This window comes from Calidithermus timidus DSM 17022, assembly GCF_000373205.1.
Taxonomy (GTDB): Bacteria; Deinococcota; Deinococci; order Deinococcales; family Thermaceae; genus Calidithermus; species Calidithermus timidus.
On the sequence record NZ_KB890699.1, the window covers coordinates 1 to 22,611 of the forward strand.

At 64.5% G+C, this 22,611-nt stretch carries 22 protein-coding genes and 4 tRNA genes; 5 read left to right on the top strand and 21 right to left on the bottom strand.

Annotated elements, in window-relative coordinates:
• From B047_RS0111745 to B047_RS0111765, 5 genes are all read right to left on the bottom strand, one after another.
• Positions 1-416: GTP-binding protein (locus B047_RS0111745; RefSeq protein WP_018467166.1), on the bottom strand; the 416-nt coding region annotated here is incomplete at its 3' end.
• 98 nt (positions 417-514) lie between these two features.
• Positions 515-590: transfer RNA gene (locus tag B047_RS0111750), tRNA-Thr, on the bottom strand.
• A 56-nt stretch (positions 591-646) separates the two neighbouring features.
• Positions 647-722, bottom strand: a tRNA-Gly gene (locus tag B047_RS0111755).
• Positions 723-804: 82 nt separating this feature from the next.
• Positions 805-890, bottom strand: a tRNA-Tyr gene (locus B047_RS0111760).
• Between the two features lie 14 nt (positions 891-904).
• Positions 905-980 (bottom strand) — tRNA-Thr (locus B047_RS0111765).
• 222 nt (positions 981-1,202) lie between these two features.
• On the opposite strand from B047_RS0111765, the gene B047_RS0111770 reads away from it, so the two are divergent.
• A complete protein-coding gene (locus tag B047_RS0111770) occupies positions 1,203-2,546 on the top strand; it encodes an MBL fold metallo-hydrolase (RefSeq protein WP_018467167.1) in 1,344 nt (447 codons plus the stop codon).
• A 21-nt stretch (positions 2,547-2,567) separates the two neighbouring features.
• Here B047_RS0111770 and B047_RS0111775 read toward each other — a convergent pair whose 3' ends face one another.
• The 6 genes from B047_RS0111775 to pilC form a co-directional block, all read right to left on the bottom strand.
• Entirely contained in the window at positions 2,568-2,852 is a 285-nt protein-coding gene (locus B047_RS0111775) for a hypothetical protein (RefSeq protein WP_018467168.1), read from the bottom strand.
• A gap of 4 nt (positions 2,853-2,856) precedes the next feature.
• On the bottom strand, positions 2,857-3,330 hold the full coding sequence (locus B047_RS0111780) for a YbaK/EbsC family protein (protein ID WP_018467169.1): 474 nt from the start codon (positions 3,328-3,330) through the stop codon (positions 2,857-2,859).
• 9 nt (positions 3,331-3,339) lie between these two features.
• On the bottom strand, positions 3,340-4,455 hold the full coding sequence (locus B047_RS0111785) for a M20 family metallopeptidase (protein ID WP_018467170.1): 1,116 nt from the start codon (positions 4,453-4,455) through the stop codon (positions 3,340-3,342).
• A 65-nt stretch (positions 4,456-4,520) separates the two neighbouring features.
• A complete protein-coding gene (gene cysS / locus B047_RS0111790; RefSeq protein WP_018467171.1) occupies positions 4,521-5,966 on the bottom strand; it encodes a cysteine--tRNA ligase in 1,446 nt (481 codons plus the stop codon).
• Between the two features lie 156 nt (positions 5,967-6,122).
• Positions 6,123-6,557: a type II toxin-antitoxin system RatA family toxin gene (locus B047_RS0111795; RefSeq protein WP_018467172.1), complete on the bottom strand. Its 435-nt coding sequence runs from the start codon at positions 6,555-6,557 to the stop codon at positions 6,123-6,125.
• A 26-nt stretch (positions 6,558-6,583) separates the two neighbouring features.
• Positions 6,584-7,804 carry a type IV pilus assembly protein PilC gene (gene pilC, locus B047_RS0111800; RefSeq protein WP_018467173.1) on the bottom strand — a complete coding sequence of 407 codons (1,221 nt, stop codon included), beginning with the start codon at positions 7,802-7,804 and terminating at the stop codon, positions 6,584-6,586.
• A gap of 63 nt (positions 7,805-7,867) precedes the next feature.
• Between pilC and scpB the strand changes: the two genes are divergently transcribed.
• The 3 genes from scpB to B047_RS0111815 are packed head-to-tail and all read left to right on the top strand — an operon-like array spanning position 7,868 to position 9,881.
• Positions 7,868-8,386, top strand: coding sequence for an SMC-Scp complex subunit ScpB (scpB, locus tag B047_RS0111805; RefSeq protein ID WP_018467174.1), 519 nt, complete (start codon positions 7,868-7,870; stop codon positions 8,384-8,386).
• Between the two features lie 32 nt (positions 8,387-8,418).
• Positions 8,419-9,159 carry a 2-phosphosulfolactate phosphatase gene (locus B047_RS0111810; RefSeq protein WP_018467175.1) on the top strand — a complete coding sequence of 247 codons (741 nt, stop codon included), beginning with the start codon at positions 8,419-8,421 and terminating at the stop codon, positions 9,157-9,159.
• On the top strand, positions 9,159-9,881 hold the full coding sequence (locus tag B047_RS0111815; RefSeq protein ID WP_026234847.1) for a WecB/TagA/CpsF family glycosyltransferase: 723 nt from the start codon (positions 9,159-9,161) through the stop codon (positions 9,879-9,881). The genes B047_RS0111810 and B047_RS0111815 overlap by 1 nt, the downstream gene beginning before the upstream one ends.
• A gap of 17 nt (positions 9,882-9,898) precedes the next feature.
• On the opposite strand, the gene cimA is transcribed toward B047_RS0111815, so the two are convergent.
• From cimA to B047_RS0111865, 10 genes are all read right to left on the bottom strand, one after another.
• On the bottom strand, positions 9,899-11,485 hold the full coding sequence (gene cimA, locus B047_RS0111820; protein WP_018467177.1) for a citramalate synthase: 1,587 nt from the start codon (positions 11,483-11,485) through the stop codon (positions 9,899-9,901).
• A gap of 87 nt (positions 11,486-11,572) precedes the next feature.
• Positions 11,573-13,132 carry a 2-isopropylmalate synthase gene (locus B047_RS0111825; RefSeq protein ID WP_018467178.1) on the bottom strand — a complete coding sequence of 520 codons (1,560 nt, stop codon included), beginning with the start codon at positions 13,130-13,132 and terminating at the stop codon, positions 11,573-11,575.
• 86 nt (positions 13,133-13,218) lie between these two features.
• The gene (ilvC, locus tag B047_RS0111830; RefSeq protein WP_018467179.1) at positions 13,219-14,241 is read right to left on the bottom strand and encodes a ketol-acid reductoisomerase; all 1,023 of its coding nucleotides are present in this window, start codon (positions 14,239-14,241) and stop codon (positions 13,219-13,221) included.
• Between the two features lie 66 nt (positions 14,242-14,307).
• A complete protein-coding gene (ilvN, locus tag B047_RS0111835; protein ID WP_018467180.1) occupies positions 14,308-14,820 on the bottom strand; it encodes an acetolactate synthase small subunit in 513 nt (170 codons plus the stop codon).
• Positions 14,821-14,839: 19 nt separating this feature from the next.
• Complete coding sequence (ilvB, locus tag B047_RS0111840) at positions 14,840-16,528, bottom strand: biosynthetic-type acetolactate synthase large subunit (RefSeq protein ID WP_026234848.1); 1,689 nt, start codon at positions 16,526-16,528, stop codon at positions 14,840-14,842.
• Between the two features lie 231 nt (positions 16,529-16,759).
• Positions 16,760-17,752: a Gfo/Idh/MocA family protein gene (locus B047_RS0111845; protein ID WP_018467182.1), complete on the bottom strand. Its 993-nt coding sequence runs from the start codon at positions 17,750-17,752 to the stop codon at positions 16,760-16,762.
• 7 nt (positions 17,753-17,759) lie between these two features.
• On the bottom strand, positions 17,760-18,737 hold the full coding sequence (locus B047_RS0111850; protein ID WP_018467183.1) for a Gfo/Idh/MocA family protein: 978 nt from the start codon (positions 18,735-18,737) through the stop codon (positions 17,760-17,762).
• 63 nt (positions 18,738-18,800) lie between these two features.
• Positions 18,801-19,631 (bottom strand): carbohydrate ABC transporter permease, encoded by an 831-nt coding sequence (locus B047_RS0111855; protein WP_018467184.1) that lies wholly within the window; start codon positions 19,629-19,631, stop codon positions 18,801-18,803.
• Positions 19,632-19,667: 36 nt separating this feature from the next.
• Positions 19,668-20,582 carry a carbohydrate ABC transporter permease gene (locus tag B047_RS0111860; RefSeq protein WP_018467185.1) on the bottom strand — a complete coding sequence of 305 codons (915 nt, stop codon included), beginning with the start codon at positions 20,580-20,582 and terminating at the stop codon, positions 19,668-19,670.
• A gap of 69 nt (positions 20,583-20,651) precedes the next feature.
• Entirely contained in the window at positions 20,652-21,929 is a 1,278-nt protein-coding gene (locus B047_RS0111865; RefSeq protein ID WP_018467186.1) for an ABC transporter substrate-binding protein, read from the bottom strand.
• 337 nt (positions 21,930-22,266) lie between these two features.
• On the opposite strand from B047_RS0111865, the gene B047_RS0111870 reads away from it, so the two are divergent.
• Complete coding sequence (locus B047_RS0111870; protein ID WP_157205909.1) at positions 22,267-22,524, top strand: hypothetical protein; 258 nt, start codon at positions 22,267-22,269, stop codon at positions 22,522-22,524.
• The last annotated feature ends 87 nt before the right edge of the window (positions 22,525-22,611 follow it).

A 22,611-nucleotide genomic window follows, 5' to 3' on the forward strand; every position in this document is an offset into this window, starting at 1 on the left:
ACTTTGTTCAAAAACACCACGATGTACGGCACCCCTACCTGCCGAGCCAGCAGGATGTGTTCGCGCGTCTGCGGCATCGGTCCATCGGTCCCAGACACCACCAAGATCGCCCCGTCCATCTGTGCCGCTCCCGTGATCATGTTCTTCACGTAGTCCGCGTGCCCCGGGCANTCNACGTGGCTGTAGTGCCGCTGGGCCGTCTCGTACTCCACGTGCGCCGTGTTGATCGTGATCCCACGCGCCTTCTCCTCCGGCGCCTTGTCGATCTGGTCGTAGTCCTGCACCTCGATGCTCGGGTTCGCCGCCGCCGCTACAAACGTGATCGCCGCCGTCAGCGTCGTCTTCCCGTGGTCTACGTGCCCGATCGTCCCCACGTTTACGTGCGGTTTCGTCCTCTCGAATACACCTTTCGCCATGGTTGCCTCCTTTGGCTTCCGCTGCCGGTGAGGCCAGCGCCACACCTTTTCATTTGCACGCCGCCCGTAGCGGTGACCGGGCGGCGCCTGTACTGCTATGGAGCTCGGGATCGGGCTTGAACCGACGACCTCACCCTTACCAAGGGTGTGCTCTACCAGCTGAGCTACCCGAGCACTCCAGCGCTTGCTTACCTCCGACTGTGCCGCTCATCAGCGGCACGGAGATAAAGTGGAGCGGGAAATGGGACTCGAACCCACGACCCTCTGCTTGGGAAGCAGATGCTCTACCAACTGAGCTATTCCCGCGCATGGCGCTCTCGCGCTACCTCTAGCTTACAGCTTATAGCCAGACAGCGCCATCGGCTATAGGCCATGAGCATGAGGTGTATGGTGGGCAGGGATGGATTCGAACCATCGAAGGCTTGCGCCAACGGTTTTACAGACCGTCCCCTTTGGCCGCTCGGGCACCTGCCCCCACTTCTGAATTTTGGAGCCACCCATCGGAATCGAACCGACAACCTTCCGATTACAAGTCGGGTGCTCTACCAATTGAGCTAGGGTGGCCCGCCTCGTTTGGTATTCCCGATGGTTGGCGTGGACTAAGGGCTTGAACCTTGTCCGAGCGAATAGGTTACACCAGGGATAGGGCGCTGTCAAGGCAAGAGAATGCGCTGCTAGAGGCAGTTCCCCGCACGACAAGTCCATTTTGGGCACAAGAGTGTGGGGGTTGAAGGCGCTTAATGGCATACCGGCTGGTAGATTGCTGAGCGGTGGTAGATTAGCCCCATGCGCCTCACGCCCTACGGAGCCGCCAGGACCGTCACCGGAAGCTGCCATCTAGTTGAGTACCAAAATTACCGCTTGCTGCTGGATTGCGGAGCCTATCAAGGTTCCGAGGACGACCGCAACAACGAGCCTTTTGGCTTCGAGCCAGCGACGATTGATGCAGTGGTGATCTCACACGCACATCACGATCACATAGGCCGCCTGCCGCTGTTGATTCGGCGGGGCTACAAAGGCAGGGTTTACGCCACCAAACCCACACAGCTCTTCCTGCCGGTGATCCTCGAGGACTCCCTGCACCTCATGAGCGAGGAGCGTGACCGCCTGCTGCGCAAGGGCAAGCAGCCCCCACCTCTGGACTGGGATGAAACCGACCTGCGGGAGCTATATACCCGGCTCGAGGTCATCCCGCTGGGGCAAAGCCTCGAGTTCGGACCCCTCCGGGTACGGCTCGGCGACGCAGGCCACCTGCCGGGCAGCGCCTTCGTCGAGGTGAGGGCGGGGGGAAAACGGCTGGTCTTCAGCGGCGACTTGGGTCACAGCGCCAAGGAGGTGCTGCCCGACCTCGAGGATGCCACCCCCGCCGACTTGACGCTGTGCGAGGGCACCTACGGCGACCGCTCGCACCGCCCCTTCCCCGAAACCATCGCCGAGTTCGCCCACATCCTCTCGGAGACCCTGGACAAGGGGGGCAAGGTCTTCATCCCCAGCTTCGCCCTCGAGCGCACCCAGGAAATCCTGTTCTACCTGCGCGACCTCGAGGAGAAGCGCCAAATCCCCAGCGTCCGGGTCTTCGTTGATTCGCCCATGGCCTCCAAGATCAGCGACATCTACCCCTCGGTGCGCGAATACCTCAGTGAGGAGGTGCGAGCGCTTTACCGCCAAGGACGCGATCCCTTCAGGCCCAGGAGGTTGGAGTACACCCAGAGCGTGGAGGACTCCAAGGCCCTCAATGAGCTCGAAGGCCCCCTGGTCATCATCGCCGGAAGCGGGATGCTGGCTGGAGGACGCATCCTGCATCACCTGCGCCACGGTCTACCGGGGGAAAACAACGCCCTGGTGATCACCGGCTACCAGCCCAGGGGAGGGCTGGGGCGACTGCTGATCGAAGGAGCCCAGAGGGTACGCATGTTCGGTGAGGACGTGCCCGTGCGGGCCCACACCCACACCCTCGGCGGCTTCTCCGGCCATGCCGGGCAGGACGAGCTGCTTCGCTGGCTCGAGGGCGAGCAGCGGGTGGCGCTGGTGCACGGGGAAGCAGACAAGCTCGAGGCCCTGCGGCAAAAGCTCACCCAACAAAACACCCGTGCTTTCCTGGCGGAATGGGGTCGGGCAATCGAGGTTTGATCGTCAATGCCGAATCTGGTATCACTTCCACTCGCGAATAGGTATCAACTCACCGCCTTCAACCACCTTGCGGGTGGGTTTGTAGGCCCGGTTAAACCAGATCTCCAGCGTAGCCCGCTCGAGGCTCTTCGGCCCGATGATGTGCTTGCGCACGTAGTAGCCCCCGCCCTCGTCGACGGAGATTTCACCGCCTTTGGTCAGGCGCAATTCGACGATCTCGCCGCTTTTGAGCAGCCGCACCCGCACCCACAGCACCCGATCGCCCTCGGGTTTGACGTGCTCGTCCCGTTTGAAAAAGCCGAACATGAGCCTAATTTACCGCCATCACGCGGCCACCGGTCAGGGCCACGAGTTGCTGGGGGGTGAGTGCGAAGAGGGCGTTAGGCGTGCCCGCCGCGGCCCACACCTGCTCGTATTGCAGCAGGTCGGGGTCGATGAGGGCCTCGAGGGGAGTGGCGTGACCCACCGGGGGCACCCCGCCGATGGCGAAGCCGCTCACTTCGCGCACCCAGTCGGGCTTGGCCCGCTCGAGCCGCTCCCCCAGCCTCTCCCCCACCTTCACCTCGTCCACGCGCTTGGAGCCGCTGACCAAAAGCAGGTAGGGCCTGCCCGACTCCGCCCCGCGGAAGATGAGGGACTTAACGATCTGGCCCACGCTGCACCCCACCGCGTCGGCGGCTTCCTGGGCGGTGCGGGTGGAGACGGGCATCTCGACGACCTCGAGTTCGCCAAAGCCCCGCTCGCGAAGGACATCCTGAACCTTTTGGGCGCTCGGGCTGAGCATGTGGGCTCCTCAGCAAGCCGCCAGGTCGGCCAGCAGACCTGACAGCAGCGCGGTGCGGCGGGGGATCTCGGGGATGACGACGTGCTCGGTGAGCTGGTGGGCATCCGCGCCGAAAAGACCCAGGCCGTCGAGGGTGGGCACGCCCAGCGCAGCGGTGAAGTTGCCGTCGGAGCCGCCCCCCACGCGACCCGCGCCCAGGCTGAGGCCCAGCGAAGCCCCGACGCGCCTGGCCCGCTCGAAGAGTTCCAGCGAGGCCGGGCTGGGCTCCATGGGCGGGCGGTTGAGGCCGCCGCTCAGGCGCAGCCGCGCGCCGGGCAGGACGGGCTGCAGGCCCCTGAAAGCCGCCTCGAGGCGCTCGTACTCGGCCATGGTCCACACCCGGAAGTCCACCGTCACCGAGGCCTCGGCGGCCACCACGTTGACGGCGGTGCCGCCTTGGACCTTGTTGGGGCCGAGGGTAGTGCCCTTTTCCCAGTCCTGCAGGGCCACGATCTTGAGAATCTGGTGGGCCAGCTCGACCACCGCGTTGACGCCCTTCTCGGGTTCGACGCCCTGGTGGGCGGGCTTGCCCTGGGCGGTGAGGGTGTACATGCCCGTGCCTTTACGTGCGACCTTGAGGTCACCGTTGCCCATGGGGGCCTCGAGCACCAGCACCAGCTCATTGCGCCGGGCCGCCGTCTCGATGGCCTCGCGCGAAGCCGGCGAGCCCACCTCCTCGTCGGGGGTGAAGAGCAGCTCGAGCCGCGGCAGCCCCAGGCCCATCTCGTCGTTGGCGCGCAGCGCCCACAAGAGCTGCACGATGTTGCCCTTCATGTCGTAGACGCCAGGACCATAGGCCCGTTCGCCCTCGACCTTCCACCCGAAGACCCCGCGCGGATGCACGGTGTCGTAGTGGCACAGCACAAGGACCTTGGGGCCACTGTGGCCGAATTTCAGGCTCAAGATGGGACCGTTTTTGCTGTCCTCGTGCCTGAGCTCAGCGAAGCGGCCAAAGCGCGTCTTGATCCAGGCCGCTACGGCCTCGAGCCCCAGAAGGTCGTGGGAGGGGGATTCGAGGCAGACGATGGCCTCGAGGTCGGCGAGGATGCTGGGAAGGTGGGATTCGAAGTAGGCAAGCGGGGTCACGCAACACATACTAGCGCTTTTGGAGTGCTGGACGCCTAACGCAGAACGTCCTGACCCCCAGCTACCTACACCCCTACCTTCCACTTCGGCCCTTCCCGGGTGTCCTCCACGGCGAGGCCGAGCTCCGCGAGGCGGTTGCGGATCTGGTCGGAGAGGGTGAAGTTGCGCTCGCGGCGAGCTTCCTCGCGGATCTCGAGCAGCAGCTTGATGAGGCCGTCGAGCAATTCGCCGCCCAGGCTGGCCTCGAGCACCCGCTTGGGGAACAGGCCCAGCACCCCCTCACCCAGCCTGCCGAAGACCTCCTCGGCCCGCGCCAGCGTGTCCCGGCCTGGCTTGTCCGGCATGGCGCGGTTGAACTCGGTGACGAACTCGAAGAGTGCGGCCAGGGCCTGGGCGGTGTTGAGGTCGTCGTCGAGGGCGGCGGCGAAGCGGGTCTCGAGCGCGTCGATGGCCTGCTCGAGCCCGGCATGCCGCCCAGCCGGGGCTTCGGCAACCTGGCGGCGGATCTCGCGGTAGGCGTTGAGCAGGCGCATGTAGCCCTGCTTGGCGGCCTCGAGGCCCTCCCAGGTGAAGTCCATCACGCTGCGGTAGTGGCTGCTCAGCAGGTAGAAGCGCACCGTGATGGGCTCGTGCCGGGTGAGCAGGTCGCGCAGCACCACGAAGTTGCCGGTGCTCTTGGCCATCTTCTCGCCGCCCAGCAACACGTGGTTGTGGTGCATCCAGTAGCGGGCGAAGCGGTAACCAGCCGCCTCGGCCTGGGCGATCTCGGCTTCGTGGTGGGGGAATTGCAGGTCGATGCCGCCGGAGTGGATGTCGAAACCCTCGCCCAGGTACTTCAGGCTCATGGCGCTGCACTCGATGTGCCAGCCAGGGTAACCCTCGCCCCAAGGGCTCTTCCAACGCATGATGTGCTCGGGGTCGGCGCTCTTCCACAGCGCGAAGTCGCGGGGGTCCTCCTTCTCCTCGCGCACCTCCACCCGTGCTCCAGCCTCCTGCTCCTCGAGCTGGCGGTTGGCGAGCTTGCCGAAGCTGGGCCAGGCCCTCACCCGGAAATAGACCGAACCGCCGCGCACGTAGGCGTAGCCGCGCTCGAGCAGCCGTTGGACGAGGTCGATCTGCTCGGGGATGTGCCCGGCGGCGCGGGGAGCGATGTCGGGGCGGCGCACGTTGAGGTCCCTCATGTCGTCGAAGTAGGCCCACATGTACTTCTCGGCGACCTCCATCGGCTCAAGCCGCTCGAGCTTAGCCCGCTTCTGCACCTTGTCCTCGCCCTCGTCGGCGTCGTCTACGAGGTGGCCCACATCGGTGATGTTGGAGACGAAGCGCACCTTGTAGCCGCTATGCTCCAGCCATCGCCTGAGCACGTCGTAGGTGATGGGGCCGCGGGCGTGGCCTAGGTGGGGGTCGCCGTAGACCGTGGGGCCGCAGAAGTAGATACCCACGTAGCCGGGCGTGCCGGGCACGAAGGGCTCTTTCTGGCGGGTGAGGGTGTTGTAAATCTGCAGAGGCATCGGGGTCTCCTGATTCAGTTTGGCTCGAGGCTGGCCTGGTGTGGGTATTGAAAACGCCGGGCCTGGGCATGGCGGCACCAGACACCCGGCGGCGGGTTCAGCTCAACATCGCACGACGAAGGTCATGGGTCGAGTATACCTCGAGCCACCCCCGCCTCAGGCCATGGCCCGCTCCTTGAGCCCGGCCAGCAGCCCGTCGCAGTTTTCCTTCATCAGCTTGAGCACGAGCTTTTGCAGCAGCCCGCCGAAGATGGGGATATTGAGCTCGTACTCGAGCTCGAGCCTGACCCTCGTACCCCCGTCGGCCTCCTCGAAGACCCAGCTGCCCTCGTACTTGTCGAAATCGCCCTCGGGGCTTCTGAAGCGGTTGCGCAGCTCGGCGTCGAACCACTCCTCCTCCTCGATCCAGTGCACCTTCTTGCCCATCGCCACCGCCACCCACTCGCTTTTGGAGCGGTTGCCGTGGTCCTCGAGCACCTGCAAGCTCTGGACGTCCTTGAGGTAGGGCTTGAGCCCCGCGAGGTCCTTGGCGCAGGCGTAGACGTGGGTGGGCGGCTTGGGGATGAAGATTTCAGATTGCACGTGCGGCATACCCACCCAGTTTAACGCCCTCAGGCTTACTGGTTGGAAAGGGTGTTGATGATCTGGAACAGCGGCAGGAACATCCCCGCCACGATCAGGCCCACCACGCCCCCCAAGAACACGATCATGATGGGCTCGATGGCCGCAGTGAGGCTGCTCACGGCCTCGTCCACCTCGCGCTCGTAGAAGTCGCCGATTTTCTGCAGCATCACGTCGAGCGCGCCGGTCTCCTCGCCGATGGCGATCATCGAGCCCACCATGGGCGGGAAGACCTGGGGGTAAGCCTGGATGGTGGCGTAGACGGGCTCACCGGCCTGGATGGTGGTCTTGGTCTCCTCGAGGATGTCCTCGATGATGGCGTTGCCCGCCGTGCCCTTGGTGATGTCGAGCGATTCGACGATGTTGACGCCGCTGGTGATGAGCAGGCCGAAGGTGCGCGAGAAGCGAGCGAGGGCGCTCTTCTTGTTGAGGTTGCCGAAGACCGGCATCCGCAGCTTGATGCGGTCGATCACCCGGCGTCCCTGCTCGGTGCGGTAGTAAGAGCGGTAAGCGAAGAAGCCCACGATGGCCAGGAGAACGATGAACAACGTGCCCGCACGCAATGCGTCGGAGATGGCAATCAGGAGGCGCGTCAGCAGGGGCAGCTCCGAACCGAGCCCGGTCAGAATCCCGGCAAACTGGGGAACCACCCCGGTCAGCAGGAAGTAGGTCACGCCGACAGCGAAGACGAAGACGATAGCGGGATAGGTCAGGGCCGAGCGGATCTTGCCGCGCAGCTCGAGGTCCTTCTCCAGGAAGGTCGCCAGCCGGTCGAGGATGGCGTCGAGGGTGCCCGAGGTCTCCCCAGCCTTGACCAGGTTGATGTACAGGCGCGAGAAGAGCCTGTGCTTGGAAAGCGCGTCGCTGAAGGTGGTTCCACCCTCCACCTCGGTGCGGATCTCCTTGATGATCTCGCGGAACTTCTTGTTCTCGGTCTGCTTCTCGAGGATGGCCAGCGACTGCACGATGGGCAGCCCCGCCGAGAGCATGGTGGCGAGCTGGCGGCTGAAGACCGCGAGGTCCTTGAGGCCGGGGCCGCGCTCGAGGCCGGGGAGCTTGATTTCCGCCTGTAAACCCCGGCCCTGCTCCTTGATCTCGGCGACGAAAAAGCCCTTGTCACGAAGGGAGCGGGCAGCCGTGCGAATGTCCTCGGCTTCGATCACCGCAGCGATCAGGCGCCCCTCACGATCACGAGCTTTGTAGTTGAAGCTAGGCATACTGGTAGTATAGCCAGGGTTGAGGGGCGGAGTTGTCCGTTTTCCACCCTGGCTCAAGACATCATGAACGCAGCGCAGGCACAGTTACTGGCGGTACTCTTCGCCGCAGGGCGTCCGGTGAGCCTGGCCGAGCTCTCGGCCCTCGCGCCGGAGGAGGCCGTTGTGCGGGAGCTGGCGGGCCTGGAGCACTGGCTCCTCCAGCATCCCATCGGCGTGCAAATCGAGCGGGTGGCCGGGGGGTGGCGACTGGTGGTCCACCCAGCGCACCTGGATGCGGTCGAGCGGGTCCTGCGGCCCAATCCGCCCCGGCTTTCGCGGGCCGCGCTGGAGGTGCTGGCCATCGTGGCCTACCAGCAGCCCATCACCCGCGCCGAACTCGAGGCCGTGCGTGGGCGCAGCGTGGACGGGGTGCTCGAGGGGTTGCTCGAGCGCGAACTGATCCGCGTAGTAGGCGAAAAGGAGGCCATAGGCCGACCAAAGCTCTACGGCACCACCGAGCGCTTTTTGGAGCTCTTTGGCCTGGAGAGCCTCAAGGAGCTGCCCCCGCTCGAGGAAGGCCCAGTGTTGCTGCTGCGGGGCTGAGCTCATCCGCCGATCCCTGATAATATGCCGTGATGCGTTTGCGGGTCGACCTTCAACGAAACAAGGACAGTTATACCGACCAGATCATCGCAGTCGCGGTTTTCCACGGCAGCGCGATCGGAGCCTTGCTCAGCCAGGGGGCCCGCGAAGTCTGGGTCGCACCGAGCGTCCGATCGGCCCGGTCACTGGCACAGCCTGGCGACGTCCTGCTGGGCGAAGAAGAGGGCATCCCACCCGAGGGCTTCCACCACAGCCTTTCCCTGCGGGACCTGCTCAAGATCGACTTCAGCGGCAAGCGGGCCATCGTCTTCGCCTATACCCTCTGCAAGGCCCTGGCCCCCAGCGACACACGGGTAATGTTGGGCTACTTCCGCAATGCCAAAGCAGTGGTGGAAGCCAGCCTCCAAGCCCGCGAGGAAGTAGCGCTGGTGTGCGCCTCCGACGCGAGTGGGGAACCCAGCCTGGGGAACATCCTGGCGGCGGGGTTTCTGGCCAGGCGCATCCAGCAGCTCACCAAAGCGGAGCACCTCGAGGGCGCGCTGTTGGCCTCGAGCCTGCTCAGAGCCTTTCCCGACCCCCAGGAGGGGCTTTTCGCCAGCGCCGCCGGGCAGCGCCGCTACCGCATGGGCCGCAGCGAGGATTTGGCCCTGGCCAGCTTGATCGGCGTTGAAGACGTAATCCCCGAGCTCAAGGAGGTGCGGGTGCTGGGGGCAAAAGAACACGGCCTGAGCAAAGACCGCCCGGTCTACCGCTTTGGCCGCCGGGGGGAATGATGCAAAGGGTAGAAGTGCTCGGCCTCCCGGTAGACCTCGTCAGCCTCGAGCAGGCCGTCGCGCGCATCGGGGAGATGCTGGAGTCGCCTGGAACCCATCAGGTCATCACCCTCAACCCGGAGTACGTGGTGCGGGCTCAGGGCGACCCCGAGCTCGTGCAAGCCGCACGGGAGAGCGAGCTGGTGACGGCAGACGGCGTGGGCATCGTGTGGGCAGTGCGCCAGCTGAGCAAGCAGCAGTTGCCAGAGCGCGTCAGCGGAGCCGACCTGGTCCCGGCTCTGCTCGAGCGCTTCGGCCCCAAGCTGCGGGTCTTCTTCCTGGGAGCCAGGCCCGGCGTGGCCCAGAAAGCTGCCGAGAAGGCTCGAGCCCGCTGGGGAATCCAGGTCGTCGGGGTGCAAGACGGCTACTTCAAGGACGAAGCCCCGATAGTCGAGCGGATCGCCCAGGCTCGACCCGACCTGCTGCTGGTGGGCATGGGCGAGCGCCAGGATTTGTTCATCTACCGCAACAAGGCCCGGTTGGGAGCCAGGGTAGCCATCGGCATCGGTGGGATGCTGGACGTGCTCTCGGGCGAGGTCAAGCGCGTACATCCGCTATTCCAACGGCTGGGCCTGGAGTGGCTGGTGCGCATCGCCGGCGACCGCAAGCGCTGGGGGCGCTTCCCCCGGCTGATCCAGTTCGTGCGGCTGGTGCAGGCGGCGAAGAAAGCCCATAGCCGATAGCCAAGGGTTTTGGGGCATCAGTCCTGCGGCACCGGCTGGGCTTTCACCAGCGCATAGGCATAGCCATCGGTGAGGGCCTTGAGGGAAGCCTCGAGGCTGTTGCGGCTTGCACCTACGGTGGTCCAGCGCTCTCCGGCGCGGTGCATCTCGATCATGACCCGCACCCCGCTCGCCGTACCGCTCTCCTGCCCGCTGAGGATGCGCATCTTGTAGTCGGAGAGCTCGATCTCGCCAATTTCGGGGTAGAAGGCCTGCACCGCTTTGCGGAAGGCGATGTCGAGCGCCGAGACCGGGCCGAACTTGCTCTCCCCCGCCGTGTGCTGCACGCTCTCCCCCACCTTCACCCGCACCGTGGCCTCGGCCCAGGTGGGGCTGTCGGGGCGGTCGTCGTTGGCGTGCATGAAGACGCTGAAGCCCATCAGCTCGAAGGGGAGCTTGCCCCCACGCAGCCGGTGGGCCAGCAGGTAGAAGCTCGCCTCGGCGCCCTCGAAGGAGTAGCCGGCGTGCTCGAGCTGCTTGACCTCCTCCAAGAGTGCCCCCGCCGTCTCCTTGGGCAGCTGCACCCCAGCCTCGGCCAGCTTGGCGAGCAGGTTGCTTCGGCCCGAGAGGTCGGAAACCAGTACCCGCCTTGTGTTGCCCACCGCCTCGGGGGGCACGTGCTCATAGGTGCGCGGGTTCTTCAGCACCGCCGAGACGTGGATGCCGCCTTTGTGGGCGAAGGCCGCGTCGCCCACGTAGGGGGCCCGCAGGTTGGGGGTGAGGTTAGCCCGCTCGTCGACGTAGTGCGAGACCTCGCGCAGCTCGGTGAGCTTTCCCCGGCTGATGCCCTCAAGCTCGAGCCCGTACTTGAGGATGAGGTTGGGGATGGTGCTGGTGAGGTTGAGGTTGCCGCAGCGCTCCCCGTAGCCGTTGATGGTGCCCTGCACGTGGGTCGCCCCGGCCCGCACGGCAGCCAGCGCGTTGGCAACCGCCAGTTCCCCGTCGTTGTGGGGATGGATGCCAATGCGCACGCTGGGGAAAGCCTCCACGACAGCGCGGGTGATCTCGGCGACCTCCTCGGGCAGGCTGCCGCCGTTGGTGTCGCACAGGCACAGCGTGTCGGCCCCGCCACGCACGGCGGCCTCGAGCGTCGCCAGCGCATAGCCCCGGTTGGCCTTGAAGCCGTCGAAGAAGTGCTCGGCGTCGTGGATGACCCGCCGGCCCTGGCTCACCAGGTAGCGGTAAGTCTCCTCGATCATGCGCAAGTTCTCCTCCAGGCTCACCTCGAGCGCCTCGGTGACGTGGAAGTCCCAGGACTTGGCGACCACCGTGACCACCGGGGTGTGGGCCTCCAGCATGGCCTGCACCGAAGGGTCGTCTTGTGGACGGAGCCCCTTGCGCCGGGTCGAGCCGAAGGCCACCAGCCGGGTCTGGCCCAGGTCCACGCCCCGCATGCGGGCGAAGAACTCCGCGTCCTTGGGGTTCGACCCCGGCCAGCCGCCCTCGACGAGGGGCACGCCGAAGGCCGCCAGCCGCCGGGCAATGGCCACCTTGTCGTCGCTGGAGAGGCTCACGGCCTGCCCCTGGGTGCCGTCGCGCAGGGTGGTATCGAGGATTTCGATCATATCTACTCCAAGCTCTCTAGGTCGGCCAAGTCCTGGCTTCTGCCGGTAGCCAATCTGGACAACCGTTCCGGCTTCCGGAAGAAAGCTTCAGCGCACGATGCCCTTGGCCTGCACCTCGTCCAGGCTCGGCGGGTGCTTGGCCGCCTGCCCGGCCACCAGCTTGTTGGCCGCATCCAGGTAAGCGCGGGCCGAAGCCTCGATGATGTCGGGCGAGATGCCGTGGCCGGTGGCGAGCACTTCGCCCAGCTTGAGCTTGACCGTGACCTCGCCCAGCGCCTCGGTGGTGCCGGTGACCGCCTCCACGCGGTAGAGCTCGAGTTCGGGCTGGATCTCGATGGCCTCGGCGAGTGCCTTGTAAACCGCGTCTACCGGACCGTCCCCGATTGCCGTGGTGGTCACCTCACCCTTGGGGGTCTTCAGGCGCACGGTGGCGGTGGGGAGCATGCCGTAGCCGGAGAAGAACTGAAGCTGCTCGATGGCAAATAAATGCGCGGTGGGCGCGGTCTCGCTCTCGACCAAAGCCCGCAGCTCTTCGGTGGAGATGGGACCTTTGCGATCTACGATCTCGCGGAAGCGCTGGAAGACGGTCTGCATCTGGCTCTCGTCGAGTTTGTAGCCCAGGTCGTGCAGGGCCTTCTTGACCGCGGCCCGGCCCGAATGCTTGCCCAGCACCAGCACGGCGGCCTCGCGGCCCACCAACTCGGCGTTCATGATCTCGTAGGTCTCTTTGTTCTTGATCACCCCGTCCTGGTGGATGCCCGACTCGTGGGCGAAGGCGTTGTCGCCCACGATGGCCTTGTTGGGCTGCACCACCATGCCGGTGTAGCGCTCGATCATGCGGCTGATGCGGTAGATTTCGCGGGTGTTGATCTGGGTTTCGGCCTGGTAGTGGTCGCGGCGCACGTAGAGGGCCATGACCACCTCCTCCAAGGCGGTGTTCCCGGCCCGCTCTCCGATGCCGTTGATAGTACACTCGATCTGGGTCGCACCGTTCTCCACCGCCGCCAAGCTGTTGGCGGTGGCCATGCCCAGGTCGTCGTGGCAGTGGGCGGAGATGTGCACGTCGCGCCCGCGCACCACCTCGTCGTGGATACGCTTGATGAGGGCGCCGTACTCCAGCGGCGTGCCATAGCCGGTGGTGTCGGGGATGTTGATGGTGGTAGCCCCGGCGGCGATGGCGGTATCGTAGAGGCGCAGCACGAAGTCGAAGTCGGCGCGCATGACATCCTGGGCGCTGAACTCCACGTCGTCGGTGAAAGTACGGGCGTAGCGCACCATCTCATCGGTGAGTTCTATGATCTGCTCGGGCGTCTTCTTGAGCATGTACTCCAGGTGCACCCGGCTGGCGCTGGTGAAAACGTGGATGCGACGTTTCTCGGCGGGCTCGAGCGCGGCGGCAGCCCGCTCGATGTCGAGCTTGTGGGTGCGGGCCAGGGCGCAGATCACCGGCCCCTGCACCTCCTGGGCGATCCGAGAAACGCACTCGAACTCGCTGGCCCCGTTCACCGGAAAACCCGCTTCGATGATGTCGACGTTAAGGCGGGCCAGGGCGTGGGCGATCTCGAGCTTCTGCTGCAAGGAAAGGGCTACGCCAGGGGATTGCTCCCCGTCCCGAAGCGTGGTGTCGAAAATCCGGATGTGGCGCATGAAAACCTCCCGATGTCCTACGCCATAGGTCTTACTAAAAGCCTTGGGCGTACGACGTAGGACGCAAAGCGTACGCCCATGACGGTTTAATCCCCCGCTACCTCTTCCTTGCTAAAGCGCGACTTCAAGAAGGGCATCATGGCCCTGAGCTTGGGGCCGACAAGCTCGATGGGGTGGCTCTTCCAGTAGTTGCGGTTGGCGCTGAGCACGGGCTGGCCGGCCTGGTTCTCCAGCATCCACTCCCGCGCGAACTCGCCCTGTTGGATCTGCCGCAGCACCTCGCGCATGCGGGCTTTGGTCTCCTCGCGGTTGATCACCATGGGGCCGCGGGTGTAGTCGCCGTACTCGGCGGTGTTGGAGATGGAGTAGCGCATTCCTGCAAAGCCAGATTCGTAGATCAGGTCCACGATGAGCTTGACCTCGTGCAGGCACTCGAAGTAGGCCATCTCGGGGGGGTATCCGGCTTCGGTCAGCGTCTCGAAGCCTGCGGCGATGAGCTGGGTCAGGCCACCGCACAGCACGGTCTGCTCGCCGAAGAGGTCGGTCTCGGTCTCGTCTTTGAAGGTGGTCTGGATGGTCCCGGCGCGGGTGCCGCCGTTGGCCTTGGCGTAGGCCAGCGCGGTGGGTAGGGCCGAGCCGGAAGCGTCCTGATAGACGGCGACCAGGCTGGGTACGCCCGAGCCTTTCTCGTATTCGCTGCGCACGAGGTGACCAGGGCCCTTGGGGGCTACCATCCACACGTCGAGGTCGGGCCGGGGCTTGATCTGGCCGAAGTGGATGTTGAAGCCGTGGGCGAAGGCCAGCGCCGCACCTTCCTTGAGGCTCGGCTCGATCTCCTCGCGGTAGACCTTGCCCTGAGTCTCGTCGGGGAGCAGCACCATCACCACATCAGCCTTCTTCACCGCTTCGGCTACGGGGAGCACCTCGAGCCCCGCCCCCCGGGCCTTGGCCTCGTTGCGGCTACCAGGGCGCAGGCCCACGACTACCTTGATACCGGAGTCACGCAGGTTTAGCGCATGGGCGTGACCCTGCGAACCGAAACCCAGGATGGCCACGGTCTTGTCCTTGATGAAGCCGATGTCCGCGTCGGAGTCGTAATAGATCTTCATGTACTTGCTCCCCTTTCGTATACCGTTATGTCCTTCGACCCAAAAAGCAGGCCCGTGAGGCCTGCCTTAAACTGCCGCTTTCTTCTCGCGTACCTTCAAGACCTGCTCGCCGCGCGAGAGCGCGACCGCTCCGGTACGCATGACCTCCATCAGCCCATAAGGCCGCATGGCTTCGATGAAGTTGTGTACCTTGACCGAGTCGCCGGTGAGCTCGAAGATGATGGACTTTCGCGCCACGTCCACGATGCGGGCGCGGAAAGCCTCGGCGATGTCCTTGATCTCCAGCCGCTCCTCCATACCCGGCACTGCCACCTTGACCAGCGCCAGTTCCCGCTCGACGTGGGGCTCGGAGTGGTCGGTGACCTTGATGACCTCGATCAGGCGGTTGAGCTGCTTCTCGACCTGCTCGAGCACCCGGTCGTCGCCCGTCACCACCAGCGAGATGCGCGAGAGCCCTTCCTGGTGGGTGCGGCCCACCGCCAGCGACTCGATGTTGAAACCCCGGCGGGCGATCAGACCCGCGATGCGTTGCAGGACGCCGGGCTTATCCTGAACCAAAACCGAAACCACGTGTCGCATGAATTCTCCTGTCTACCGGTCAATCACCGGCTTCCACCGCCTCGCGCGGGTTCTCGATGATCATGTCCTCGGCGGCCCCACCCGAAGGAATCATGGGGAACACGCCTTCCTCGTGGTGTACGCGGCAGTCGAGCAGCACCGGGCCATCGTGCTCCAACACCTCCTGCACCGCCTCGGCCAGCTTGCCCCTGTCGCTGAGGGTCAGACCCTTGATGCCGTAGGCTTCAGCCAGTTTGGCAAAGTCAGGGTTGGAGTCGGCGAGGTAGACCTCGCTGTAGCGCCTAGCGTGAAAGAGGTCTTGCCACTGACGCACCATACCCAAAAATCCGTTGTTGAGGATGACGATTTTGACGGGGAGGTTGTACTTCTTCACCGTAGCCAGCTCCTGCAGGGTCATCTGGAAGGAGCCGTCGCCGTCGAAGTCGATGACCAGTTCGCCAGGCCTCGCCAGCGCCGCGCCGATGGCGAAGGGCAGGCCCACCCCCATGGTGCCCAGCCCGCCGGAGTTGATCCAGGAGCGGGGCTGGTCGAACTTGAAGAACTGCGCGGTGAACATCTGGTGCTGCCCCACCCCACTCGTCACCACCGCTTTGCCCCCGGTGGCCTCCCAGAAAGCGTGAATGACCTCCTGGCTTTGTAAGTAGGGTTTGGGGTTCCAGCTAAAGGGGTGCTTGGTGCGCCACTCGTCCACCTGCTGCCACCACTCGGCGATGGAGAGCTTCTTGGCTCCCTTGGCCAGCTCGGCGGCCACCCATTTAGCATCGCCCACCACCGGGATGGCGGTGCTCACCAACTTGCCGATCTCGGCGGGGTCGATATCGACGTGGATGATGGTGTGGGCGTTGGGGGCAAAGCGCGAAACCTTGCCGGTCACCCGGTCGTCGAAGCGCAGGCCGATGGCCAAGATGGTGTCGGCGTTGTGGATGGCCCAGTTGGCCGCCACCGAACCGTGCATGCCGGGCATGCCCAGAAACTGCCGGTGGGTACCGGGGAAGGCCCCCAGCCCCATCAAGGTGGGGATCACCGGGATACCCGTCTTCTCGGCGAAGGCGATGAGCTCAGCCGAGGCGTGCTGGGCCCCGCCGCCCACCATCAGGACGGGTTTTTTGGCCCTCTCGAGCGCCTCGAGCGCCCGCTCGATCTGGCGGGGGTGCCCCCTGAAGGTGGGCCTGTAACCGGGAAGGTTGATCTCGACGTCGAAGCTGCCGCTGAAGGGCGCGAGTTGCACGTCTTTGGGAACGTCAACGAGCACCGGCCCAGGGCGACCCGTGGAGGCGATGTAGAAGGCCTCGGCAATCACCCGGGGAATGTCGCCCACGTCACGGATTTGAAAGTTGTGCTTGGTAACCGGCTGGGTGATGCCACACACGTCGGCTTCCTGAAAGGCATCGGTGCCGATGAGCGCCTGCGGCACGTTGCCCGTGATGGCTACCACGGCAGTGGAGTCCATCAGGGCGTCCTGTAGCCCGGTGACTAAGTTCAGTGCCCCCGGCCCCGAGGTCGCCATCACCACGCCCACCTTGCCACTGGCGCGGGCGTAGGCGGTGGCGGCGTGGACCCCGCCTTGTTCGTGCCGCACCAGGATGTGCCGGATGGGAGAATCGTAGAGGGCATCGTAGGTGGGCATGATGGTACCTCCCGGATGCCCAAAGATGGTAGTCACCCCTTGTCTTTCCAGCGCTTTGAGGATTGCCGCCGCTCCGTTCATACCCACTCCCCTTCAAAAAAACTTCCCCCGGTTGGTATCCGGGGGTTTGCGATGCGCTCGTAGGTCGTATAGCTACACCCTACCCCCCGTAGGCCCGATAATTACTAGGCCTACTACAACCAGGGTTAGGGTGAGGCTCTCAGGCATCTCGTCTGTGAGTCTAAGGGGCTTTGGTATACCGTGTCAACCACCCGGCTCGAGACAAGTGTGGCTTCCGCGCTGCAGGAGCCGTTACAACACCACCACCGAGCAGCTTTCAGAGGACTCGTAAGCCGCCAGGGCCACCCGCAGCGCCTGGAAGCCATCGTTCCAGGTCACGCTGGGTTGTCGGTGCTCGCGGATGCTGGCGATGAACTCCCCCAGCATAGCCCGGTTGGGGTCAGGGCCGAAGCCCACCCAGCTCACCGGGTGCGACCCATGACGCGCGTAGAGCGTGAGGTGCTGGGCGAAGGCGTCCAGCACCATCGTGCCCCCCTCCCCCACCACCTCCATCTTGAGATGGCCCCAGCGCGGATACCAGGTAGGGCGGCTCCAGCTACAGTCGATGCTGGCCCGAACCCCGTTGGAAAGCGACACCAGCAGGAGCCCGGCGGTGTCGACATCCACCTCGCCAGGGTAGAAGAGGTTGTCCAGCTCGGCGTAGACCTCGGTGACCTCGGCGTCGAAGTACCAGCGCAGCAGGTCGGCCAGGTGGACGATGTGGTCCATCGCCGCGCCACCCCCGGCCAGTTCCCTCTCAGCAAACCAGGCCCGGTGGGCCCTGGGAATCTCGCTGTGGTTGATGCCGTTGACCCCCAAGATGCGACCCAGCCGGCCCTCCTGAATGGCGGAGCGGACAGCCTGCACCGAGGGAGCGAAGCGCATGGGGAAGGCGGTCATGAAGCCAACCCCGTTGGCTTCACACGCCGCACGCATGGCCAGGGCATCGGCGAGGCTGGTTTCGATGGGCTTCTCGCATAGAACGTGGCACCCGGCCTGGGCAGCTAGCTCGACGAGCTCGAGGTGGCGCGCATTCTCCGAGCACACGATCACCCCGTCGAGTCCTTCGGCCAGCAGGTCTTGGTGGCGGGGGAACCACTTCAGGCCGTATTCGTGGGCGAAATGCCGAGCTTCCTCCGCGTTTTCGTGGGAAAAACCGACCAGTTCGACCCCTGGCATGTTTTTGAGGTGGGCCTGATAGCCTTCGGCGTGCAGGTGGGCAAAACTCAGGATGCCGATACGCATGTCGTCCTCACAGCGAAACGGGCTTGCCGGTGGCGATGGATTCCTTGGCGGCCAGGGCGAGGCGCAGGGCCTCGAGGGCGTCTTGTGGGCTCACCTCGAAGGGCGCACCGGCCTGGATCGAGCGGTAGGCGTGCTGGAGCTCGATGGCGTAGGGGTCTTCGGCCAGACCCACCACCGGTAAGCCCACCGAGGCTGCCTCACCCGGCCTGTGCAGCACGAAGCTCCGCACGGGGCCGTGCTCGTCGGAACTCCATTCGATCAGACCGTCCGTGCCCGCGAGGTCGAGCGCGGTGCGGAACACCCCCGGGGGGTAGGCCCACCCTCCTTCGATGAGCGCCATTGGTCCCGACTTGAAGCGCAGGATGACCTGAGCGTATCGCCCCACGCCGTCGGCGCTGCGGGAGAGGTGGGCAAAAACCCGCTCGACCTCGCCACCCAGCCAGCGGGCATAGTCGAAGTCGTGGATCATCAGGTCCACCACCATCCCGCCCGAGCGCGACTCATCGAAGTACCAGTTGTCATCCGGCTTGTGGGGAGGATACGAGACCCGCTTGAGCCGCATCACCCCCAGCTTCCCGATCTGGCCCCTGGTCACCAGCTCACGCGCCAGGCGATACTGTGGGAAAAAGCGCACCACCATAGCCACGAAAAAGCGCACTCCGGCCCGCTCACAGGCCTCGATCATCTCCTGGCCGTCTTGCACGCTCAGGGCAATGGGCTTCTCACAGATCACGTGCTTCCCAGCCCCAGCCGCCTGCAGCACCATGGCCTTGTGCAGGTGGGTGGGCACGCAGATGTCCACGATGTCCACGGCCTTTAGCAGCTCACCGTAGCTCGGATAAACCTCGAAGCCGAACTGCTCGGCCAGCCGGAGGGCTTGCTCGAGGTGAGCCGAAGTACAGCCCACCAGCTCGGCCCCCGTGCTGCGCCAGCCCGCCGCGTGAACCTCGGCCATCACCCCGCTTCCCACGATTCCTACGCGCATCAAAGCTCCCTCCCCCGATGTTCAGTGTCTTGTGTGCTCTAGCCTTGCGTCTTGCATTCAACCTCACTTCACCGCCCCCGAGGTGATCCCCCGGATCAGCTGCTGCGAGAAGATGAAGTACAGCAGCACCGCCGGCACAATGGCCAGGGTCAAAGCCGCCAGCACCGCGTTGTAGTCGTTGACGAACTGGCCCAAAAACACGCTGGCCCCCAGCACCACGGTCTTGGTGGCCTCGCCGGGAGCGAGGATAAGCGGGAACCAAAGGTCGTTCCAGATGGGAATCATTGAGATGGCCAGCACCGAGCCGATGGCCGGGCGAATCAGGGGCAGGGTGAGCCAATAGATGCGGTATTCGCTGGCCCCGTCGATGCGGGCGGCGTCTTTGAGGTCCCTGGGCAGCTGGCGCATGAACGACGAGAGCACGAACACCGCCAGCGGGATGCCCTGGGCGGTATAGACCAGGATCAGAATCCACAGGGTATTGACCAGCTCGAGGTCCTTGGCCAGTTGCAGTATACCCACGGTGCCCAGGCGGATGGGCACCATAATCCCGATGGACAGGTACAAGCCGATGAGGTTGTTGAAGCGAAAGCTGTACTCCGCCAGGGCAAAGGCGGCCATCGAGCTCAGCAGGATCATCAGCGCCAATGCCCCCACCGTGACGATGAAGCTGTTGAGGAAGTAGGCGGGGAAGTTGGCGGTGGATTGCAGGGTGCGGAAGCCCTCGAGGGTAAAGGTCTGAGCGTTGGGCAGGGCGTAGGGCGCGCTGAAGATCGTCAGCCGGTCCTTGAAGGCGTTGAGGACAACCAACAGCACCGGGAACAGCGCCAGCAGCGAGTAGGCGATCAGGGCGAGGTGCACGCCCAGCACTCCCGGCCAGTTGGTGCGGCTCATGCAAGCCTCCCATGCGTTTGGCTCATGGCGCTTCTCCTAAAACTGGATGTTCTGCAATCGGCGCTGCCAAGCAAAGAGGTAAAGCAGCACGCCACTGAGGATGATCAGGAGCATCACCCCGGCCACCGTAGCCCCCATGTAGGGGTCGCCAGGCTGAAGCTGGTAGCCGAAGAAAGTGCGGAAGAAGAAGGTTCCCAGGATGTCGCTGGCGAAGTTGGGTCCGGCCAAGGCACCCTGGGTGGCGTAGATCAGGTCGAAGGCGTTGAAGTTGCCCACGAAAGTCAGCACCGCCACGATGCCCGCCGTGGGCAAGATCAGAGGGAACTGGATGCGCCAGAACACCGTCCACGCACCCGCCCCGTCCACCCGCGCCGCCTCGATGAGCTCGTCGGGGATGCGGATGAGCGCCGCCAGGAAGAGCATCATGGGGATGCCGATGTTTTGCCATACGGAGATCAGGGAAAGGGTGGGCAAAGCGGTGGACTCGAGCCCCAGCCAGGGCTGGTTGAGGTGCCCCAACCCGAGGAGGTCGAGAATGCCCTGCGAAATGCCCCAGGCCGGGTTGAGGATGAGCTTCCAGGCGAAGCCGATGATCACCACCGACAAGATGGTGGGCGTGAAGATGATGGTGCGGTAAAGCCAGGCCCCGTGAATCCTCGAGGCCAGCAGCACCGCCAGGAACAGGCCCACGGGGTTCTGGATGAGCATGTGGTAGGCGAAGAACTCCACGTTGTTCCAGAAGGCGTTCCAGAAGGGCTGGGCCCAGTTTTTGCTGGTAAACAAGGTCAGGTAGTTCTGCAGCCCGACAAAGACCTCCGCACCGCTTTGGGTCTTGTTTTGCAGCGAAAGGGCCAGCGATCCGACCAACGGATAGACCATGAACAGCGTGTAGACGAAGACCGCCGGGGCGAGAAAAACCACGATGTGCCAGGGGAAGGATCTGCGCTTCATGGTGACGGGGCCCTCTGAGCTGGCGGGGGCACAAAAGCAAAAGCCCGCGCCCCCGCCTGAGCTACCGGGCTACTTGCCCTTTTGCGGCCCGTACCAAGAGGCCAGCCGCGACTGAACGTAGTCGGCAGCCTGTTTGGGGGTCATGGTGCCGTTCAAAACCTGCGCCGAGGCGTTCCACAGATCGTTCTCGTTGTTGGGGTTGGGGTTGCGGGAGAGGATCTGATAGGCCGTGCGGAAGGAGGCTTGGCACTGCTTACGCCAGTTCAAGAATTCCTGCGCTACGGGGTCGGAAACGGTGTAGCTGACGTTGGCCAGGGGAAAGAAGCCGGGCAGGGCGTTGGCGTAGAGTTGAGCAAACTCGTCGGAGGCCACCCAGGAGAGGAAGGTGCGGGCGGCTTCCTTGTTCTTGCTGGCCGAGTTCAGGCCAATGGCGATGTCGGGGTGATCGTTGATGACGCACTGGTTAGCCCCTAGGTTGGGGAAGGTGTAGGGCTTGAAGGCTCCGAGCTCGAGCCGGGGGTTCATCTGGCGGAAGACGCCGATGTCCCACGAACCGGCGGGGTAGATCGCCCCACGGCCCTGGGCGAAGAGGTTTTGCGCGTCGGGGTAGGCCAGGGCCTGATAGCCTCTGGGCAGGAAGGGTCGCCACCTGGCGAGGGCTTCGAAGGCCTGCAAAAAGCCACCTTTGTTGTACTGTTGGGTTCCGTTGATCAGGCCCTTGCGCCCGGTCTCACCGCGCCAGAGGGTGGGGCCGATGTTCTGGTAGCCCATGGTGGCCGACTCCCATTGGTCCTTGGTGCCCATAACCAGTGGGCTGTACTTCCCGTTTTGCTGGATGCGCTGGAGCACCTGCAGGAACTGGGCCTCGGTGGTGGGCACCTGCAAACCCAGCTCACGGAAGATGGCCCGGTTGTAGAGGAAGCCGTGGATCACCGAGGCCATGGGTACACAGAAGGTAGTCTTGCCATCGTCGGTGCTCCAGGCGGCTTTGGCCACCTCGGAGAAGTTACTCATGCCCGGAAGGTCGTTGAGGCTGTCGAGTTGCTTGGCGTTGAAGAGCTCGAGGCTCTTGTCGAAGGGGCGGCAGGTGATGAGGTCGCCGGCGGTCCCGGCCTTGAGCTTGGTGTCGAGCACCGCGTTGTACTCGGTGGGCGCGGTGGGCGCGAAGACCACCTCGATGTTAGGGTACTTCTTCATGAAGGCGGGCAGAATGGTCTCCTGCCAGATCTTCAGGTCGTCGTTGCGCCAGCTCTCGATAGTCAGCCGGACCTTGCCCTGAGCCAGGGCAGAGCCCAGGGTAGCCATAGCTCCAACCACCAAAAATGCCAAAGCCAGCCACTTACGCATACTTCACCTCCGAAGCAGACCCCAGGGCCGATGCCAGCCAGCCTCCCCTGCCACACCCACGCGACAGCCGTTGGACATGGTGGCTTCTCCTGAAATATGGCTCTATTCAAAAAGCTAGAGCCTGAAGTAAAGTTTTGTCAAGAGGAGCCAGCGTAGATAAAACGTTACGTCTCGCCGAAGACTTGTTAGGTGCCCTTCGCTTGGTTTAGCCCTCGCTGTGACCCCGCGTTACCCCCAGCCCACCCCCTGCCCCTCGAGTCAGTAACGTTCGGGATGAGGTTTTGAACCGAGGGCGTCTGCGCCGCCTGCTACCCTCGAGCCTTAGAGGAGGTGGTTCATGCGCAGAAATACCCATACCGATAAACACGTGCGAACCGTCTACTCGGTGTTTGCCACGGGCACGCTCCTGTGGTTCGTGGGGGTGGTCGGGCTGCTGCTCACCCTAAAGAGCGGGACCGACACGGTGCGGCTGGTGGCCGGGATCGTGATGTTCGTGGGTCAGATCATCGCTGCCCTGGCGGTCATCCTCAAGCAGTTCCCGCCCCACGAGTCGCGCCAGAAGCAGGCCACGGCCCCCCTAGCAACCGACCAGTAACGAACACCGAGGACGCAGAAGGGGCTCCGGTAAGGGGCCCCTTCAGGTTTGAAGCCTAAACCCTAGAGCACACCCCTCCCTGACAAT

Bases quoted from the DNA above. Each gene is read 5' to 3' on its own strand.
- B047_RS0111770 (WP_018467167.1), top strand. From the start codon at position 1,203: ATGCGCCTCACGCCCTACGGAGCCGCCAGGACCGTCACCGGAAGCTGC.
- B047_RS0111775 (WP_018467168.1), bottom strand. From the start codon at position 2,852: ATGTTCGGCTTTTTCAAACGGGACGAGCACGTCAAACCCGAGGGCGAT.
- B047_RS0111780 (WP_018467169.1), bottom strand. From the start codon at position 3,330: ATGCTCAGCCCGAGCGCCCAAAAGGTTCAGGATGTCCTTCGCGAGCGG.
- cysS (WP_018467171.1), bottom strand. From the start codon at position 5,966: ATGCCTCTGCAGATTTACAACACCCTCACCCGCCAGAAAGAGCCCTTC.
- B047_RS0111795 (WP_018467172.1), bottom strand. From the start codon at position 6,557: ATGCCGCACGTGCAATCTGAAATCTTCATCCCCAAGCCGCCCACCCAC.
- pilC (WP_018467173.1), bottom strand. From the start codon at position 7,804: ATGCCTAGCTTCAACTACAAAGCTCGTGATCGTGAGGGGCGCCTGATC.
- scpB (WP_018467174.1), top strand. From the start codon at position 7,868: ATGAACGCAGCGCAGGCACAGTTACTGGCGGTACTCTTCGCCGCAGGG.
- B047_RS0111810 (WP_018467175.1), top strand. From the start codon at position 8,419: ATGCGTTTGCGGGTCGACCTTCAACGAAACAAGGACAGTTATACCGAC.
- B047_RS0111815 (WP_026234847.1), top strand. From the start codon at position 9,159: ATGCAAAGGGTAGAAGTGCTCGGCCTCCCGGTAGACCTCGTCAGCCTC.
- cimA (WP_018467177.1), bottom strand. From the start codon at position 11,485: ATGATCGAAATCCTCGATACCACCCTGCGCGACGGCACCCAGGGGCAG.
- B047_RS0111825 (WP_018467178.1), bottom strand. From the start codon at position 13,132: ATGCGCCACATCCGGATTTTCGACACCACGCTTCGGGACGGGGAGCAA.
- ilvC (WP_018467179.1), bottom strand. From the start codon at position 14,241: ATGAAGATCTATTACGACTCCGACGCGGACATCGGCTTCATCAAGGAC.
- ilvN (WP_018467180.1), bottom strand. From the start codon at position 14,820: ATGCGACACGTGGTTTCGGTTTTGGTTCAGGATAAGCCCGGCGTCCTG.
- ilvB (WP_026234848.1), bottom strand. From the start codon at position 16,528: ATGAACGGAGCGGCGGCAATCCTCAAAGCGCTGGAAAGACAAGGGGTG.
- B047_RS0111845 (WP_018467182.1), bottom strand. From the start codon at position 17,752: ATGCGTATCGGCATCCTGAGTTTTGCCCACCTGCACGCCGAAGGCTAT.
- B047_RS0111850 (WP_018467183.1), bottom strand. From the start codon at position 18,737: ATGCGCGTAGGAATCGTGGGAAGCGGGGTGATGGCCGAGGTTCACGCG.
- B047_RS0111855 (WP_018467184.1), bottom strand. From the start codon at position 19,631: ATGAGCCGCACCAACTGGCCGGGAGTGCTGGGCGTGCACCTCGCCCTG.
- B047_RS0111860 (WP_018467185.1), bottom strand. From the start codon at position 20,582: ATGAAGCGCAGATCCTTCCCCTGGCACATCGTGGTTTTTCTCGCCCCG.
- B047_RS0111865 (WP_018467186.1), bottom strand. From the start codon at position 21,929: ATGCGTAAGTGGCTGGCTTTGGCATTTTTGGTGGTTGGAGCTATGGCT.
- B047_RS0111870 (WP_157205909.1), top strand. From the start codon at position 22,267: ATGCGCAGAAATACCCATACCGATAAACACGTGCGAACCGTCTACTCG.